At 51.7% G+C, this 15,822-nt stretch carries 16 protein-coding genes and 2 pseudogenes; 7 read left to right on the top strand and 11 right to left on the bottom strand.

Features of this window, described 5'->3' with window-relative positions; all coding sequences use genetic code 11:
* Positions 1-132: 132 nt before the first annotated feature.
* The 7 genes from ruvB to D4100_RS25335 all read right to left on the bottom strand — a co-directional run bounded on the left by ruvB (position 133) and on the right by D4100_RS25335 (position 5,737).
* Entirely contained in the window at positions 133-1,137 is a 1,005-nt protein-coding gene (gene ruvB, locus D4100_RS25365) for a Holliday junction branch migration DNA helicase RuvB (RefSeq protein ID WP_006316692.1), read from the bottom strand.
* 19 nt (positions 1,138-1,156) lie between these two features.
* Positions 1,157-1,771 (bottom strand): Holliday junction branch migration protein RuvA, encoded by a 615-nt coding sequence (gene ruvA, locus D4100_RS25360; protein ID WP_006316691.1) that lies wholly within the window; start codon positions 1,769-1,771, stop codon positions 1,157-1,159.
* A gap of 112 nt (positions 1,772-1,883) precedes the next feature.
* Positions 1,884-2,405 (bottom strand): crossover junction endodeoxyribonuclease RuvC, encoded by a 522-nt coding sequence (ruvC, locus tag D4100_RS25355; protein WP_004945529.1) that lies wholly within the window; start codon positions 2,403-2,405, stop codon positions 1,884-1,886.
* Between the two features lie 73 nt (positions 2,406-2,478).
* Entirely contained in the window at positions 2,479-3,222 is a 744-nt protein-coding gene (locus D4100_RS25350) for a YebC/PmpR family DNA-binding transcriptional regulator (protein WP_006316690.1), read from the bottom strand.
* 19 nt (positions 3,223-3,241) lie between these two features.
* Entirely contained in the window at positions 3,242-3,688 is a 447-nt protein-coding gene (nudB, locus tag D4100_RS25345) for a dihydroneopterin triphosphate diphosphatase (protein ID WP_119805463.1), read from the bottom strand.
* Positions 3,688-5,472 carry an aspartate--tRNA ligase gene (aspS, locus tag D4100_RS25340; protein ID WP_119805462.1) on the bottom strand — a complete coding sequence of 595 codons (1,785 nt, stop codon included), beginning with the start codon at positions 5,470-5,472 and terminating at the stop codon, positions 3,688-3,690. Before aspS ends, nudB begins: the two co-directional genes overlap by 1 nt.
* Positions 5,473-5,545: 73 nt before the next feature.
* The gene (locus D4100_RS25335; RefSeq protein ID WP_006316937.1) at positions 5,546-5,737 is read right to left on the bottom strand and encodes an FmdB family zinc ribbon protein; all 192 of its coding nucleotides are present in this window, start codon (positions 5,735-5,737) and stop codon (positions 5,546-5,548) included.
* 241 nt (positions 5,738-5,978) lie between these two features.
* Between D4100_RS25335 and D4100_RS25330 the strand changes: the two genes are divergently transcribed.
* The 6 genes from D4100_RS25330 (at position 5,979) to D4100_RS25305 (ending at position 12,269) form a co-directional block, all read left to right on the top strand.
* Positions 5,979-6,557, top strand: a complete 579-nt coding sequence (locus D4100_RS25330; protein WP_006316938.1) for a hydrolase — start codon at positions 5,979-5,981, stop codon at positions 6,555-6,557.
* A 68-nt stretch (positions 6,558-6,625) separates the two neighbouring features.
* Positions 6,626-7,441: a DUF72 domain-containing protein gene (locus D4100_RS25325; protein ID WP_119805464.1), complete on the top strand. Its 816-nt coding sequence runs from the start codon at positions 6,626-6,628 to the stop codon at positions 7,439-7,441.
* Between the two features lie 102 nt (positions 7,442-7,543).
* On the top strand, positions 7,544-7,939 hold the full coding sequence (locus D4100_RS25320; RefSeq protein ID WP_006316950.1) for an MAPEG family protein: 396 nt from the start codon (positions 7,544-7,546) through the stop codon (positions 7,937-7,939).
* A 103-nt stretch (positions 7,940-8,042) separates the two neighbouring features.
* Positions 8,043-8,786: a carboxy-S-adenosyl-L-methionine synthase CmoA gene (gene cmoA / locus D4100_RS25315; protein WP_119805461.1), complete on the top strand. Its 744-nt coding sequence runs from the start codon at positions 8,043-8,045 to the stop codon at positions 8,784-8,786.
* On the top strand, positions 8,783-9,754 hold the full coding sequence (gene cmoB, locus D4100_RS25310) for a tRNA 5-methoxyuridine(34)/uridine 5-oxyacetic acid(34) synthase CmoB (RefSeq protein WP_006316954.1): 972 nt from the start codon (positions 8,783-8,785) through the stop codon (positions 9,752-9,754). Before cmoA ends, cmoB begins: the two co-directional genes overlap by 4 nt.
* A 697-nt stretch (positions 9,755-10,451) precedes the next feature.
* Positions 10,452-12,269, top strand: a complete 1,818-nt coding sequence (locus tag D4100_RS25305) for an exopolysaccharide biosynthesis protein (RefSeq protein ID WP_119805460.1) — start codon at positions 10,452-10,454, stop codon at positions 12,267-12,269.
* A 133-nt stretch (positions 12,270-12,402) separates the two neighbouring features.
* On the opposite strand, the pseudogene D4100_RS25300 reads toward D4100_RS25305, so the two are convergent.
* Positions 12,403-12,855 (bottom strand): annotated as a pseudogene (locus D4100_RS25300) (copper homeostasis protein CutC); the annotation flags it as partial.
* Between D4100_RS25300 and D4100_RS25295 the strand changes: the two are divergent.
* Positions 12,846-12,992 (top strand): annotated as a pseudogene (locus D4100_RS25295) (DUF1698 domain-containing protein); the annotation flags it as partial. The pseudogenes D4100_RS25300 and D4100_RS25295 sit on opposite strands and share 10 nt — an antisense overlap.
* A 111-nt stretch (positions 12,993-13,103) precedes the next feature.
* Here D4100_RS25295 and D4100_RS25655 read toward each other — a convergent pair.
* From D4100_RS25655 to D4100_RS25285, 3 genes are all read right to left on the bottom strand, one after another.
* Positions 13,104-13,385: a pyocin knob domain-containing protein gene (locus D4100_RS25655; protein ID WP_147417770.1), complete on the bottom strand. Its 282-nt coding sequence runs from the start codon at positions 13,383-13,385 to the stop codon at positions 13,104-13,106.
* Between the two features lie 10 nt (positions 13,386-13,395).
* Positions 13,396-15,354: a phage tailspike protein gene (locus D4100_RS25290; protein WP_119805459.1), complete on the bottom strand. Its 1,959-nt coding sequence runs from the start codon at positions 15,352-15,354 to the stop codon at positions 13,396-13,398.
* 265 nt (positions 15,355-15,619) lie between these two features.
* Positions 15,620-15,822, bottom strand: a 203-nt coding sequence (locus D4100_RS25285) for an integrase core domain-containing protein (RefSeq protein ID WP_147417757.1), incomplete at its 5' end; no start/stop codon positions are given.

The following is a 15,822-nucleotide window of genomic DNA, read 5'->3' as shown; positions in this document are numbered from 1 at the left end:
GTCAGGCGCGGCTTTCATCGGGGCGCGGGAACAGGCTTAGTTTCCCAACAGACGCCGGATAGATTTAAGCAAAGCTCACTGTACCTCAAAATTCATCTTGCAAAAACGGGGGTGACCATAGATTTTTAATGCTTACTCTTCGCGTTCAATGCCAAAGTGTTTATAGGCATGATTGGTCGCCATGCGCCCACGCGGCGTACGCTGGATAAAACCTTGCTGGATCAGGAAGGGTTCAATAACGTCTTCGATGGTTTCCCGTTCCTCGCCAATCGCCGCCGCCAGGTTATCCAGACCCACCGGTCCGCCCATAAACTTGTCGATTATCGCCAGCAACAGCTTGCGGTCCATATAGTCGAAACCTTCGGCGTCAACGTTCAGCATGTCCAGCGCCTGCATCGCGACTTCGCCATTGATCACGCCGTTGGCGCGGACTTCGGCAAAGTCGCGCACCCTGCGCAACAAGCGGTTGGCGATACGCGGCGTTCCGCGCGCCCGGCGCGCCACCTGGTGAGCGCCCTCTTCCGAAAGATCCAGCCCCAGGCAGTTGGCGCTGCGTGAAACGATATGCTGCAAATCGGCGACCTGATAGAACTCCAGGCGCTGCACAATCCCGAAGCGATCGCGCAGCGGTGAGGTCAGAGAGCCGGCACGGGTGGTAGCCCCCACCAGCGTAAAGGGCGGCAAATCGAGTTTGATCGAGCGCGCGGCCGGGCCTTCGCCGATCATGATATCCAGCTGGTAATCTTCCATTGCCGGGTACAGCACTTCTTCGACCACCGGCGACAGACGATGGATCTCATCGATAAACAAGACGTCGTGTGGTTCGAGGTTGGTCAGCATTGCCGCCAGATCGCCCGCTTTCTCCAGCACCGGGCCGGAGGTGGTGCGCAGGTTAACGCCCATCTCATTGGCGACGATATTCGCCAGCGTGGTTTTACCCAGCCCAGGCGGGCCGAAGATCAGCAAATGGTCCAGTGCGTCGCCACGCTGCTTTGCCGCCTGAATAAAAATCTCCATCTGCTCACGCACGTGCGGCTGGCCGACATATTCCGTCAACAACTTTGGCCGAATGGCGCGATCGAGAATTTCTTCTTCGTTGATCGGTTCAGCAGAAATCAGGCGATCGGCTTCAATCATTCTCTATCCCTTATCAACCTTACAGGGCGGCGCGCAGCGCGTCGCGGATCAGGGTTTCGCAATCGGCACCCGGCTTGGCGATTTTGCTGACCATGCGACTGGCTTCTTGCGGTTTATAGCCCAATGCCACCAGCGCAGAAGCGGCTTCGGCTTCCGCATCCATCTCGGCCGCCTGCGTTGCCGTAGCGGGGAGCGTGATTTCGCTGCTGTTATTGAACAGATCGCCATTAAGCCCTTTAAAGCGGTCTTTCATTTCGACCACCAGGCGCTCAGCGGTTTTCTTGCCAACCCCCGGCAATTTCACCAGCGAGGTGATCTCTTCGCGTTCTACCGCGCTGACAAACTGCTGTGCGGACATCCCGGACAAGATTGCCAGCGCCAGTTTTGGCCCCACGCCGTTCACTTTAATCAACTCGCGAAACAGCGCGCGCTCTTGTTTATCGTTGAAACCGTACAATAGCTGCGCGTCTTCGCGCACCACAAATTGGGTAAATACGATAGCTTCTTGCCCCAGATCCGGCAGCTCATAAAAGCAGGTCATGGGCATATGCACTTCATAACCCACGCCGTTTGCCTCCAGTAACACCAGCGGCGGCTGCTTTTCCAGAATGTATCCTCTGAGACGACCTATCATTTACCCTCCTGCAGAATTCTTGAGCATGACCGACTGTCATACCGTGCTGGTAAAGCTTATAACATAAAAAAGGCTGGATGAATATCCAGCCTGAGTTGTCACTGATTCAGCGCTACTTTAAACGGCCACGAGCCAGGTTTAGCCGCCCTTCGCTCATTCGCAGCACGTTTTGGCTGAGATGGCAGTGGGTGATGGCGATAGCCAGCGCATCGGCGGCGTCCGCCTGGGGATTGGCCGACAGTTTAAGCAACGAGCGTACCATGTGCTGCACCTGCGCCTTTTCTGCCGCGCCGGTGCCGACCACCGTTTGCTTCACCTGACGCGCCGCATATTCAAACACTTCCAGATCCTGGTTCACGGCGGCAACGATCGCCACGCCTCGCGCCTGCCCGAGTTTGAGCGCAGAATCCGGGTTCTTCGCCATAAACACCTGTTCGATGGCGAAAAAATCCGGTTTAAACTGGGTGATGATTTCGCTGACGCCTGCGTAGATCAATTTCAGCCGCGTCGGCATGTCATCCACCACGGTGCGAATGCAGCCACTGGCGATATAGCTCAGTTGGCGACCCTGCTGGCGAATGAGGCCATAACCGGTGACGCGCGATCCGGGATCGATACCCAGTATGATCGTCATCCCTACCCCCACCTTGCGTTAAGCATGAACATCGCCAGGCGCTGCCACAGAGCAGCGCCGTACTTCAACTTCATTACAGCGTCGCTGCAACCTCGTCGGAGATCTCACCGTTGTGGTAAACCTCCTGCACGTCGTCACAGTCTTCCAGCATGTCGATCAAACGCAACAGCTTCGGCGCGGTTTCTTCATCCATATCGGCCTTGGTCGATGGGATCATGGAAACTTCCGCCGCGTCGGCGGTGAAACCGGCCGCAGTCAGCGCGTCTTTCACCTCACCCAGGTTTTCCCAGGCGGTGAACACGTCGATAGCACCGTCGTCGTAGCTGACGATGTCTTCAGCACCAGCTTCCAGCGCCGCTTCCATCACCACGTCTTCATCCAGGCCCGGGGCGTAAGTGATCACGCCCTTCTTGGTGAACAGATAAGCCACGGAACCGTCGGTACCGAGGTTACCGCCGCATTTGGTGAAGGCATGACGCACTTCGGCGACGGTACGGTTGCGGTTGTCGCTCAGGCATTCGATCATGACGGCGGTACCGCCCGGGCCGTAACCTTCGTAAATGATGGTTTCCATGTTGGTATCATCATCACCGCCTACGCCACGCGCGATGGCGCGGTTCAGGGTGTCACGCGTCATGTTGTTGGACAGCGCCTTGTCGATCGCCGCTCGCAGACGCGGGTTAGCCCCCGGATCGCCACCGCCCAGTTTCGCGGCGGTCACCAGCTCGCGAATAATTTTGGTGAAAATTTTACCGCGCTTGGAATCCTGCGCAGCTTTACGGTGCTTTGTGTTGGCCCACTTACTATGACCTGCCATAAAAAATCTCCGAAAAAAATTACTGGACTGAATTAATCACAAACTCTTCAATCGCCTGCTGATTGCTCCAGGACTTGGTCAACTTCACGGCTTGCGCCGCCTCAAGCCAGCGGTAAGCGTGATGCTCGGTAATCACCGGATCGCGCTCTTCAGGCAACGCCAGACAGAACCAGTGCTCTTTATTGCGCGTGGTTCCCGGGGCATAGCGATGTCGCAAATGGACAAAGAGTTCAAACTCCACACAGCGCTGGCAATCGAACAACGGCAGATTCTCTGCTTCGATATCGATGCCGACTTCTTCCATGACCTCACGCCGTGCGGCATGCGGCGGCAACTCATCTTCCTCCAGGCTGCCGGTAACCGACTGCCAGAACTCGGTATCGTCGCGCCGCTGTAACATCAGCACCCGTCCACTGGATTTGGCGTAAATCACTACCAAAATGGACTCGGGCCGCTTGTAACTCATCACTCGTTCTCTTCCGGTAACGCGGCTTTCTTGACCACGCAAATTCCCAACTCCTGCAACGACGCCGGATTGGCGAAGCTTGGTGCTTCGGTCATCAGACAGGCGGCAGCGGTGGTTTTCGGGAAGGCAATCACGTCACGAATGTTGTCGGTGCCGGTCAGCAGCATCACCAGTCGGTCCAGACCGAAGGCCAGGCCGGCATGCGGTGGTGCACCGTACTTCAATGCATCCAGCAGGAAGCCGAATTTCTCGCGCTGTTCGTGTTCGTCGATACCCAGAATGCTGAAGACCGTCTGCTGCATTTCGCTGCGGTGAATACGCACTGAACCACCGCCGACTTCGTAGCCGTTAATCACCATGTCATAGGCATTGGCAATGGCCGTGGTTGGCGCCGCATTCAGCTCTTCCGGGCTCATGTCGCGCGGTGCGGTGAACGGGTGGTGCATCGCCGCCAGGCCGCCTTCCCCGTCCTCTTCGAACATTGGGAAGTCCACCACCCACAGAGGTGCCCAGCTGTCCAGCTTGGTCAGTTGCAGGTCACGGCCCAGCTTCAGACGCAGCGCGCCCATCGCATCGGTCACAATCTTGAAGCTGTCTGCGCCGAAGAACAGGATGTCGCCGGTCTGCGCGTTGGTACGCGCCAGGATCGCTTCCAGCACTTCCGCGCTGAGGAATTTGGCGATCGGGCTTTGTACGCCTTCCATGCCGGCGGCACGGTCATTGACCTTCAGCCAGGCCAGACCTTTGGCGCCATAGATGTTAACGAAGGTACCGTACTCATCGATCAACTTGCGAGTCAGTTGTGCGCCGCCCGGCACGCAGATAGCGGCAACCCGGCCTTTGACGTCGTTAGCCGGGCCGGAGAACACTTTGAACTCAACGTCTTTCACCAGGTCGGCGACGTCCACCAGCTCCAGCGGGTTACGCAGATCCGGTTTGTCGGAACCGTAACGACGCATCGCTTCCGCGAAGGTCATGACCGGGAAATCGCCCAGATCCACGCCCTTCACATCCAGCCACAGGTCACGCGCCAGTTTTTCCATCACTTCACGCACTTGTTCGGCGGTCATGAAGGAAGTTTCAACGTCGATCTGAGTAAATTCAGGCTGACGATCGGCACGCAAGTCTTCATCACGGAAGCATTTGACGATTTGGTAGTAGCGATCAAAGCCCGACATCATCAGCAGCTGTTTGAACAGCTGTGGCGACTGTGGCAACGCATAAAATTTACCTTTGTGCACACGGCTCGGCACCAGGTAGTCACGCGCGCCTTCCGGCGTGGCTTTGGTCAACATCGGGGTTTCGATGTCGAGGAAGCCGTTGCTGTCCATAAAGCGACGCACGAAGCTGGTGATTTTCGCACGGGTCTTCAGGCGATCGGCCATTTCCGGGCGACGCAGATCCAGGTAGCGATATTTCAGACGAGCTTCTTCAGTGTTGACCTGGTTGGAGTCCAGCGGCAACGGCTCGGAGCGGTTGATAATCTCCAGAGCATGAGCGAACACTTCCACTTCACCGGTGGACATATCTTTATTGATTTGGCTGTCCGGGCGTGCACGCACGGTACCGACAATCTGAATGCAGAACTCGTTGCGCAGGTCGTACGCCTTGTCAAACGCGGCTTTCTGGTCAGGATCGAAGAACACCTGCACGATGCCTGCGCGGTCGCGCATATCAATAAAGATCAGGCCGCCCAGATCGCGACGACGGTTGACCCAACCACACAAAGTGACTTCCTGGCCCACGTGGGACAGATTCAATTGCCCGCAATATTCAGTACGCATACGCTATCCTTTTGGCTTAAGCCGATTCCGCGCGGGCTTTTGCGCCGGCCACGCGGCTGTTAACTGATGAACTCTACTTATTACCCGGTTTGAAGTCTGTTGCATACCAACCGGTGCCCTTTAACTGGAAACCCGTGGAAGAAATCAACTTGGTTAACGCGGGCTGCCCACACGCCGGACAGTCAGTCAGCGGCGTATCGGAAAATTTTTGCAATTTCTCTAACCGAAGGCTGCAAGCACCACATGCATATTCATAAATCGGCATAGGTCGTTGGAATAAAGTGTGTTGAAAAAAGGCGATCATTATAAAGGAAATTCATGCTCCAGATAAGTGCGAACACAGCTTTGTTGCAGCACTAAATGGCGTGTTTTTGTTCGAAGTAACACATTGATTAACAAATTTCTCATTAACCGGTGACCCTTTTTTCACGTAGCCTGAATTCACCCTTGTTTTAGTGCGCCGTTTTGGCTGCACATATTTCATCCACCCAGTAACGGGAGCCCCTATGTTGAAACTTGACGCTCAAACCACAGCGCTGGTGCTGATTGATTTGCAAAACGGCATCCTGCCCTACGCCGGTGGGCCGCACAGCGCCGAAAGCGTGGTAGCCCACGGCGCGCAACTGGCGGCGCGTTTTCGTTCGCTCGACGCGCCGGTGATCCTGGTGCGCGTTGGCTGGTCCGATACATTTGCCGATGCGCTTAAACAGCCGGTAGACAAACCCGCTCCGTCGCCGGCAGGTGGATTACCGGCAAACTGGTGGGAGTTCCCGGAGTCCCTGGCGGTCAGCGACGGCGATATTCTGGTGACCAAACGTCAATGGGGCGCGTTTTACGGTACCGATCTCGATTTGCAATTACGCCGCCGCGGCATTAAAACCGTTGTATTGGGCGGGATCTCCACCAATATCGGCGTTGAATCTACCGCCCGCGCCGGCTGGGAACTGGGTTACGAGTTAGTGATCGCCGAAGATCTGTGCAGCGCGCAAAATGCCGAGATGCACAGATTTGCCGTCGAGAATATCTTCCCGCGCCTGGCTCGCGTGCGCAGTACCGGCGAAATTCTTGCCGCATTCGGCGAGTAACAATGACAGGGCGCTGCATGCTGCGCCTACGTTTATCTCACAGGAACATTAAGGAAGATGGCGCGTTGATCTACATCGGACTACCACAGTGGCAGCACACAGCCTGGAACCGCATCGGGCTGCGCGATCTGGCGGATTACAGCCGCTATTTTAACTGCGTAGAAGGCAATACGACTTTCTACGCGTTACCCAAACTGGAGATCGTTCAACGCTGGCGCGACATGACCACCGATGATTTTCGTTTTTGTTTCAAATTCCCCTCAGAGATCAGCCATAAGGCAGCACTGCGCAACTGCGATGCCGAGCTGCAGGCATTTTATCACTGCCTGAACCCGGTCCATCAGCGTATCGGGCAGCTTTGGTTGCAGTTACCCTCGGCATTTGGGCCGGATGAGTTGCCGCGCATGTGGCAGTTCTTTGACGGGTTGCCGAAAGAATTCACCTACGGCGTAGAGGTACGTCACCCTGCATTCTTCGCCAAGGGCGAGGAAGAGCGCCTGTTGAATCAGGGGTTGCATCTGCGCGGTATTAACCGGGTAATCCTCGACAGCCGGCCGGTGCATCATGCCGCCCCTGACAGCGCGGCGGTGCGCGACGCTCAGCAAAAGAAACCCAAGCTGCCGGTACATGCGCTGGTCACCGCCAACAACCCGCTGGTCCGTTTTATCGGCGGTGACGTGTTGCAAGACAATCTGCGGTGGTTTGATGCCTGGCAGCAGAAACTGCCCACCTGGCAACAGCAATCCACCCCCTTCCTGTTTATTCATACGCCGGATAATGGCGATTCACCGCAACAGGCGCAAAAAATCTGGCAGCAGCTTCATCAGGCTATTCCTAATTTGCCCCCGCCGCCGGACTGGCCGGAGCAGGATGCGCTGTTTTGACCGATTAATCTGACCGATTACATCAGATTTTTCCTCGCGACACTGATTGCAATGGCCGCTATGATGCTCGCTGCCAGTTTTGGTTAGGGAATGGAGTTAAAAATGGTAAGCGCGCTTTATGTCGTGCTCGGCGCATTGTTGTTGATCAAACTCTCTTATGACGTGGTTAAGTTAAGGATGCAATACCGTGTCGCTTACGGAGACGGCGGCTTTTATGAGCTGCAGACCGCCATCCGCGTTCACGGCAATGCCGTAGAATATATTCCTATCGCCGCCGTACTGCTGGTGATCATGGAAATGAACGGTGCAGGAATATGGATGATCCATATTTGCGGCCTGATGTTGATGACCGGGCGCCTGGTGCACTACTACGGTTTGCGTAACCGTGAAGTCCGTTGGCGCCGTTCAGGTATGTCGGCAACCTATATTTCGTTGGTCTTGATGGTGTTGACCAACATTTTCTATCTGCCCTGGGATCTGATTTTCAGCCTGTATTGATCTCCTGTTCGTCATCAGGCGGCCACGCCGCCTGCTTCCGCTCCGCTTTTTTGCCGTTATCTGTTAGAATACGCGCCTTCGAATTCTGAACTGACTTCCCGCTATGCCAAACCGCGATACTCTTTTTTCTGCCCCCATCGCCAAACTGGGCGACTGGACCTTCGACGAACGCGTCGCTGAAGTGTTTCCGGACATGATCCAGCGTTCCGTTCCCGGCTATTCCAACATCATTTCGATGATTGGCATGCTGGCCGAACGCTTCGTGCAGCCCGACAGCCAGGTGTATGACCTGGGATGCTCGCTGGGCGCGGCAACGCTGTCGATGCGTCGGAATATCAAGGTGGCGGGTTGCAATATCATTGCCGTCGACAACTCTCCGGCGATGGTAGAACGCTGCCGCCGCCATATCGACGCCTTTCGCGCCGACACCCCGGTAGAGGTTATCGAAGCCGATATCCTCGATATCAAGATCGAAAATGCCTCCATGGTGGTGCTGAATTTTACCCTGCAATTCCTCGAGCCGGCCGACCGTCTTCGCCTGCTGGAGCAGGTTTATCGCGGCCTGCGCCCAGGCGGCGCGCTGGTACTGTCGGAGAAATTCAGCTTTGAAGATGCTGACGTCGGCGAACTGTTGTTCAACATGCACCACGATTTCAAACGTGCCAACGGCTACAGCGAGCTGGAGATCAGCCAAAAGCGCAGCATGCTGGAACATGTCATGCTGACCAATTCGGTAGAGGCCCACAAAGCCCGCCTGAAGCAGGCCGGTTTTAAACATGCGGAAGTGTGGTTCCAGTGCTTTAACTTCGGCTCATTGATCGCGTTGAAAGCAGGAGCTGAGCAATGATTGAGTTTGGTGATTTCTATCAGCGCATCGCTAAAGGCAACCTCAGCCACTGGCTGGATACCCTGCCCGCGCAGCTCAGCGCCTGGCAGCGCGAGTCGCTGCACGGCAAGTTCAAACAGTGGTTTAACTCGGTCGAACACCTGCCGGAACTGACGCCAACCCGTCTCGATTTGCTGCACGGCGTGCGCGCCGAGATGGACGCCCCGCTGTCGCCGGGCCAGTTGGAAGGCATCGAAAAGATGCTGCGTACCCTGATGCCATGGCGTAAAGGCCCGTTCTCGTTGTACGGCATCGATATTGACACCGAATGGCACTCCGACTGGAAATGGGATCGCGTTCTGCCGCACATTTCGCCGCTGGCCGGCCGCACCATTCTGGACGTCGGCTGCGGTAGCGGCTATCACCTGTGGCGAATGGTGGGTGCCGGCGCGCAAATGGCGGTGGGCATTGATCCGATGCAGCTGTTCCTGTGCCAGTTCGAAGCGGTTCGCAAACTGCTGGGTGGCGATCAACGCGCTCACCTGCTGCCGCTGGGTATTGAGCAACTGCCTGAGCTGGCCGCTTTCGATACGGTATTTTCCATGGGCGTGCTATACCACCGCCGTTCGCCATTGGATCATCTGTATCAACTGAAAAACCAGTTGGTCTCCGAAGGTGAGCTGGTCTTGGAAACCCTGGTGGTGGAAGGCGATCGCAACCAGGTGCTGGTGCCCGGCGATCGTTATGCCCAGATGCGCAACGTCTACTTCATTCCTTCGGCCGAAGCGTTGAAATGCTGGCTGGAGAAATGCGGTTTTGTCGACGTGAAGATCGCCGACATGTGTGTAACCAGCACCGAAGAGCAGCGCCGAACCGACTGGATGACCAGCGAATCACTGGCCGAATTCCTTGATCCCAAGGATAACAGCAAGACGATCGAAGGTTACCCGGCCCCGTTGCGTGCGGTGTTGGTAGCCAAGAAGCCTTAACTCTTGCCAAACGGGGACCTGGAAAACCAGGCCCCCGCATTATCCCTTATCGGTATCCACTATCCGCAGCGCATTGCCTCAAATTCAGGTTGGTATTGCTGCATACGCTCGGCCTCGCGCCACTGCTTGTTCCCTTTCTCTCGGTCAAAGACACTCATCTTATTATCGCTAAGGCGTATCTTTTTTTATTCTCACAACCACCTAAGAGCATCATACTGGCCATCAATAACGGCAGAAAAAATAGCACCGCAGCAGTTTCCTTCATAATTCATCACATCAATCTCCGTTTTTAGTTCACCTTTTCCGGAAACGATAAGTGTTTTTCCATCAAGTTCATAATTGCCTTGGTTGTAACGTCGATAGTCGAAATAATTCTTAGATATACTCCAGTCAACCTGATTCAGGCTTTATATTTTCATTCAAAAGTCACACCAACCAAAATCGTAAATGTAATCAACAATGACACAAAGGCAAGAAACCTAAAAAGCCATAAAACAAGAGCAATCTAACCAATACATCCCCAACTCATCTTGACGTTGGAAATAACAAACATTAATTCCAGAAAATAAAATCATTCATAATGTATATTAACCCTGGATTTTCTTATTTGTTGTGCCATGGTTCAAAGGACTTCCTGCGCTTTCCTACTTTTCCAGTAGCCAAGATAATATTGACTCCAAACAAGAGGAGAGCAGCAATGAATAACTTACTCAGCGTTAACAATGTCAATGAACTGCGGAATTTGGTGCCTACGGCTGATGATCAGGTGGTTTTTCTGGTTTCACACACCGCAGGACGCTATGCCGGTGGTGGGGAGTTTTACTATGCAAATGGTGATTCAACCACCGCTGACAATAACGGTACCACTATTGTCACTGTGGGAGGCGCAAGATGGAAAAGACTTAGCGATAAAATCACCTTTGACCATTTCGGCGCAGATCCCACGGGTTCAACGGCTTCAGACATCGCTGTAATAGCAGCAATTAACTACGTTTCAACCCAAAAAAATAAGGTTGTATACGCCTCGGAGCATGGCCAGTATTTGCTGAATGCGGCGACGTCAATCCAGGTCGCCTCAGGCGTGACACTTAAAGGCACCCGCAGTGCCATGGCGCAAGGTCCCTCCAGTAATACAGCCAACGGCCCCGGCCGAGCCGGGCTATCAGACGACAGCGCATTCATCATCAAAAAACCCGCTGGCGTTATTTGCTTTAACTGTGGAAGAGACGTTGTTTTTGACGGCTGGTCCTTCTTATACCCTAACCAGCAATACGCCATTAGTGAACCAGAAAAGTTTATCCAATACGGTACGACCATCACTGCAACCGGTGCACTCTCCGTAGCCAACTGCCGTTACGTTGGAGCCTATAACTTCGTTGAGGCCAGTGGTGAGGCCAATAACTTCAACAATATTTATGGCTGGGCGGTACGCTGTGATTACCGAATCTTTCAAAGCCGTGAAATTAACCGGTTCACTAACGTACACGTTAACGCCAACGTCGTACGGCCAACCGAAGATGCGGTTACCGCGTCTATTGCCGTCGAAGGTTCTTGCGCATTCCACCTTGACCGTCATGACAATACCTTTATGGTTAACGTTTTTTCCTACGGCAAAAAAACCTTCATTAAAACCACTACTCAAGGTACCAGTTATTTAGGCGGTGTCAGTTTAAGTAATTTTATGGCCGACCGAAACGGCACGTGCATTGATATTGACTCTGACTCCGCGGCAAACATCCAAATAGCCAACGGATCTTATATTAATGATTATGGCGACCCGAACGGAGGTTTTTTGGTATTAAGAAAGTCCAGCAGTAAAGTGAATGTCACTCCTGTTCAGGTTAGCAACGTTGCCTTTGCCACGGCCAATGGTCCAAAAAGTACATTATCTCCGCAGGCTATCCGTTTTGAAACGGACTCTGGCTATCAGTTGTCATTCAGTAATGCCATTATGCCTTTGTGGACAAACGGCTCACTCAATAATGAGGCAGGGTACAACATTCTCAGAGGCAGTCTGAGTATCGGAATACGTAACTTCGAGTTACAAACCAAGTCACTCAACTATCTAAATAACAACAACATGATAACGGTAGACGCCAACCAACAACCGACCGGATGGTTTATTGACGGTAACCTGACAGTGAATGGCAACATCCTTACGTCGACGGGGGGAAATCCCGCATATAAAGGGTTAGGGCAACGTATTTTCAAGGCTATGGGACCACGGACATTTTGGGCCGTTGCTTCATATATCGGTAATCAACCTACACCACCCGCTTCAACGGGTATTTGGGCCAGATCATATAATGATAATTACACCGACATCGTCGAAAGCGGTACTATCCCATGGGTGCGGATTGGCAATCTGTATTATGCTCGGCATTATATGAATAATAATAGAACCATTCATGACATTCTTATTAACCCTGGAGATAAAGACAACGTGGTGCGCATTCTTGCCTGCGGTATCAGCCCTGGAGATGTTTTTGATTTTTCATCCTCCTCTCTTCAATAGTCCTATCCTTGCATAAAAAAAGCCCCGACAAAACGTCGGGGCCTGGTACTCGCGTGATCACCGAGGGTTCAGTTGCACGCTAAAGGGTCTTGCGGCCCGGAAACCGGTGGTCAGAGCGCGGTTAGCTGCGTGTTTATGCGCTTTGTGCCAAAGGATCAACCAAGGCCAGCGCGTTTTTCATCGCCTCCACCATTTCGCCATCCACGCAATAATGGCTAAATTCATCAAACTCATTGTCTGAACACATGGTCACACCGGCTTTGCGATAGCGCATGGTCGAAGGTACCGCGTGGCCCGAAGAGCTGTGCACCTCCTGAATACCGATATCCACAAACTTGTGCAGATTACTGAGCCTTACGCCGGCACCGGCCATAATCACCGGCCCTTGGCTGGCCTGCACCAGATCGCGCAGCAACGGCAGCCCAAGCTCGGCGTTTTGCTGTTGGCCGGAGGTCAGGATCCGCGCCACGCCCAGTTGCGTCAGTTGATCAAGGGCTACCATCGGGTTCTGACACATGTCGAAAGCACGATGGAAAGTGACCGCCATATTGCCACTCAACCGCATCACTTCACGCATGCGCGGCAAGCACCGAAGAGCAGCGCCGAACCGACTGGATGACCAGTGAATCACTGGCCGAATTCCTTGATCCTAAGGACAGCAGCAAGACAATTGAAGGTTACCCGGCCCCGTTACGTACAGTGCTGGTGGCCAAGAAGCCTTAAGGCCAAGTTTAACAGGGGCAGTGTAATACTGCCCCTTTACCCTGAAATTACAGTAATGTAGAATTTTCTTTGGCGCGATCCGTAGCACAATTGCCTTAATTGTATGCCGCACTAAATCGTTGCAGAAGTGATTTCATTGGTTGCAGACCAGCTAGAACCATTCCAGACACGATAATATATTTTAGGATTATCTCTTCCGACAAACGTTTGTCGCGTGCCGTTACCTACCAACGCTGCCACAGAACATGAACCGGCTTTACCAGACAGCTTGTTAGGGAGTCCTGGGCTGTTAACATCTGTAAGTAAAGAACCAAATACGTAGTAGCCAGGTGTCATAAGATTATCGAAGCTGGTTGCTTTATTTAACGCAACAAAATCTCTCATTCTAGGCATGGTATCTCCTTTATTTATATTCGCCAGTATAATTGGAATATGAGTTGAAATTCTCGCGGACAGTCCCATTTGTTACGTTGTAATCAGACTCTGTCGTCGTAGAGGTAAGCCACACATCGCCGAAGGCAAAACTGAATATGCCAGAAATATAACCAGCAATAACCCCATTAAGTATCGAAGGCGTTGTCGCAGTCGCTGTATTATTTGAAACCGTCAAGCTGGAAATATTACAAGACGTCAAACGTATTCCTTTAACATAACTTACGGTAATATCATTTGCTGAACAATCCGTCATACTTAACGGGTAGTCTTTAGCATTACCTCCATTTAGCTGCACATCACCAAGAACAGAGTTAACTGCGGATAACTTACTTGGCGTATTTCCTGATGATACGAGTATTTTGTTAATGTTCGGAAACCTTATGTTTTCTAAGGAAAGTTCTGAGTATCGGCCTACTCTAGCAGTATAAGAATATGCATTGGCATACATTGACCCACCGTACCAATAAACATACGCTCCGAAATTTGCTGCGTTTTCATTCCAACCTAAGGAAGGATCTCCCATAAATTGAGTAATGCCAGCACTAAGGGCCATCGCCGTTTTTCTTGAACTCGCTGGGGCAACACCATCAGCTTCAAAATGGCAGTTTTCGATCCATATTGGTGATGCTTGGCCCCTTGCCATTATATCTGCTGTTCCGTAGTTATCCTCAATATGGCAGTCATATATACGGATAAAATTACTATTATCACTGCTTTCACTAGGTAGCGTTCCGCTTCCCCTCGGAGACATCATAACTTGAATGGCAGAATGTAACTGCCTCTCTATAATATCGGTTTCAGCAGCAGAGTAATCGGTACGGTCCATCATCCGTCCAGATCTCATAATCAAGCAATTGGTGATCTTACTATCCCAACACCAATCAAATAGAATCCCTCCCCCCCAAACGTTATATACCTGGACATTTTCAACCAGATTCTGTGTTCCGTTAAATGAAACAATACCGTGACACCACCCAGAATATTGGCTTGGTGTCATTAAATATGAACCCAAGTTAACATTTCTTATGACACATGTTCCCGGCCAGGCTTTTTTCACCATAGCACTTTGATTAAATTGCTCTGCTTCTGTTGGACCAACATGAATTATCCCATAATTTTGGTAAGTAAGGTCCGCATCGTTATTTAAGTCTAAGTATATTTGAGTGCCCGCATTGGGGTTAGTCCCAGCATTGTAATGTTTACGGTATGTACCCTCAATAATCGTTGGCCATGTAGATTTGTATCTGCCGGTGACAGGGTTGTAAAATTGCAAGTCAGGTCTGGCAGTATGGATAGCATCCCCCAACGCTTGAGCGCCTAGAATTGGTCTCTTTAAATGAATAATACCACTTGGAAATACAAGTTTAGGTGAGTAACCTTTAAGATAAATGTTCATCTGTGCTTGAAAAATTGCATCATCCCAATTTCCAATCTCATCATAGTAAATCTGTACATACTGACATGTTTTAAAAAAGTTATTGAAAGTATTCCCTATCGTTCCCTTAGGGTAATCCTCTTCGATGTCGAAACCAATCTTTGAGGCCCCTTTGGGACTTAGCAATTCATCCATAACCTGATTTTTAAATTGATTCCACCCGTAATTAAAAACATTAGAAAAATAAAACTGCCGAGTATTATTAGCATCTAAAATCGCCATGCTATGTTCGCCGGTAGTAATAAATTTTGCGACCTGACCAGAATATACCGGATATCCGCCAGCGTTGATGGCTATCGGTTGTGTTACTGGCACCCGGTTGCCATTAGCACTTTCCATATATACCTGGATTTGATTACTTACAATGGTTGGGTCAGCATCAATTTTTCCGATATAAATATGGCCATTCGCAATGGCACCAAACGAATTCGCTAATGTGAAAAGTTGTGATGGCATCGAAACAACAACATTTTGAGCAATTATATCCGTCATCTACATCACCTTTATCATTAAGTGAAAACTTATATTTAAGCATTGTCAAAGTGTTAATTTCACAAGGGAAATTCACTTCCCCTTAAGAATTAATAAGTTATTAATGCAGCCATTCAGCATGACTTGTAGCAAAGGTTACTGCGCCTGGTATAACGCTGTCATTCGAAGCTGTTTGTGTGGGTGCTGACAGTGTAGCCCGTCTATCTGCCGGCCAATCAAACGAAACATTGCGGTTTAAACCTGACATCAGACTGCTTGATCGTGACTAGTCCTGGCATAGGTTGACACTTTTATGCCTGTAAAACGCCTGATGCACTGCATCGGGCGTTTTGTATTTTAGCGACTGGTGAGGCCGCTCTCTGTTGTAAATTTCTATCGATTCCCTCACCATCTTTCTTGCCTGCTCCAGATCTGCCGGGCGTGATAGCAAAAACTCCGTCTTCAGTATCCCGTTCACCCTTTCCGCCA

This window comes from Serratia inhibens, assembly GCF_003591175.1.
GTDB lineage: Bacteria > Pseudomonadota > Gammaproteobacteria > Enterobacterales > Enterobacteriaceae > Serratia > Serratia inhibens.
The sequence above is the reverse complement of the archived record's forward strand: the minus strand, read 5'-3'. Positions and strand labels throughout refer to the sequence as shown.

Excerpts from the sequence above, each read along its gene's own strand:
- D4100_RS25305 (WP_119805460.1), top strand. The coding sequence starts at position 10,452 with ATGAATAACTTACTCAGCGTTAACAATGTCAATGAACTGCGGAATTTG.
- ruvB (WP_006316692.1), bottom strand. The coding sequence starts at position 1,137 with ATGATTGAAGCCGATCGCCTGATTTCTGCTGAACCGATCAACGAAGAA.
- D4100_RS25350 (WP_006316690.1), bottom strand. The coding sequence starts at position 3,222 with ATGGCAGGTCATAGTAAGTGGGCCAACACAAAGCACCGTAAAGCTGCG.
- D4100_RS25320 (WP_006316950.1), top strand. The coding sequence starts at position 7,544 with ATGGTAAGCGCGCTTTATGTCGTGCTCGGCGCATTGTTGTTGATCAAA.
- ruvA (WP_006316691.1), bottom strand. The coding sequence starts at position 1,771 with ATGATAGGTCGTCTCAGAGGATACATTCTGGAAAAGCAGCCGCCGCTG.
- ruvC (WP_004945529.1), bottom strand. The coding sequence starts at position 2,405 with ATGACGATCATACTGGGTATCGATCCCGGATCGCGCGTCACCGGTTAT.
- aspS (WP_119805462.1), bottom strand. The coding sequence starts at position 5,472 with ATGCGTACTGAATATTGCGGGCAATTGAATCTGTCCCACGTGGGCCAG.
- D4100_RS25335 (WP_006316937.1), bottom strand. The coding sequence starts at position 5,737 with ATGCCGATTTATGAATATGCATGTGGTGCTTGCAGCCTTCGGTTAGAG.
- nudB (WP_119805463.1), bottom strand. The coding sequence starts at position 3,688 with ATGAGTTACAAGCGGCCCGAGTCCATTTTGGTAGTGATTTACGCCAAA.
- D4100_RS25655 (WP_147417770.1), bottom strand. The coding sequence starts at position 13,385 with ATGCCTAGAATGAGAGATTTTGTTGCGTTAAATAAAGCAACCAGCTTC.
- cmoA (WP_119805461.1), top strand. The coding sequence starts at position 8,043 with ATGCCAAACCGCGATACTCTTTTTTCTGCCCCCATCGCCAAACTGGGC.
- cmoB (WP_006316954.1), top strand. The coding sequence starts at position 8,783 with ATGATTGAGTTTGGTGATTTCTATCAGCGCATCGCTAAAGGCAACCTC.
- D4100_RS25330 (WP_006316938.1), top strand. The coding sequence starts at position 5,979 with ATGTTGAAACTTGACGCTCAAACCACAGCGCTGGTGCTGATTGATTTG.
- D4100_RS25290 (WP_119805459.1), bottom strand. The coding sequence starts at position 15,354 with ATGACGGATATAATTGCTCAAAATGTTGTTGTTTCGATGCCATCACAA.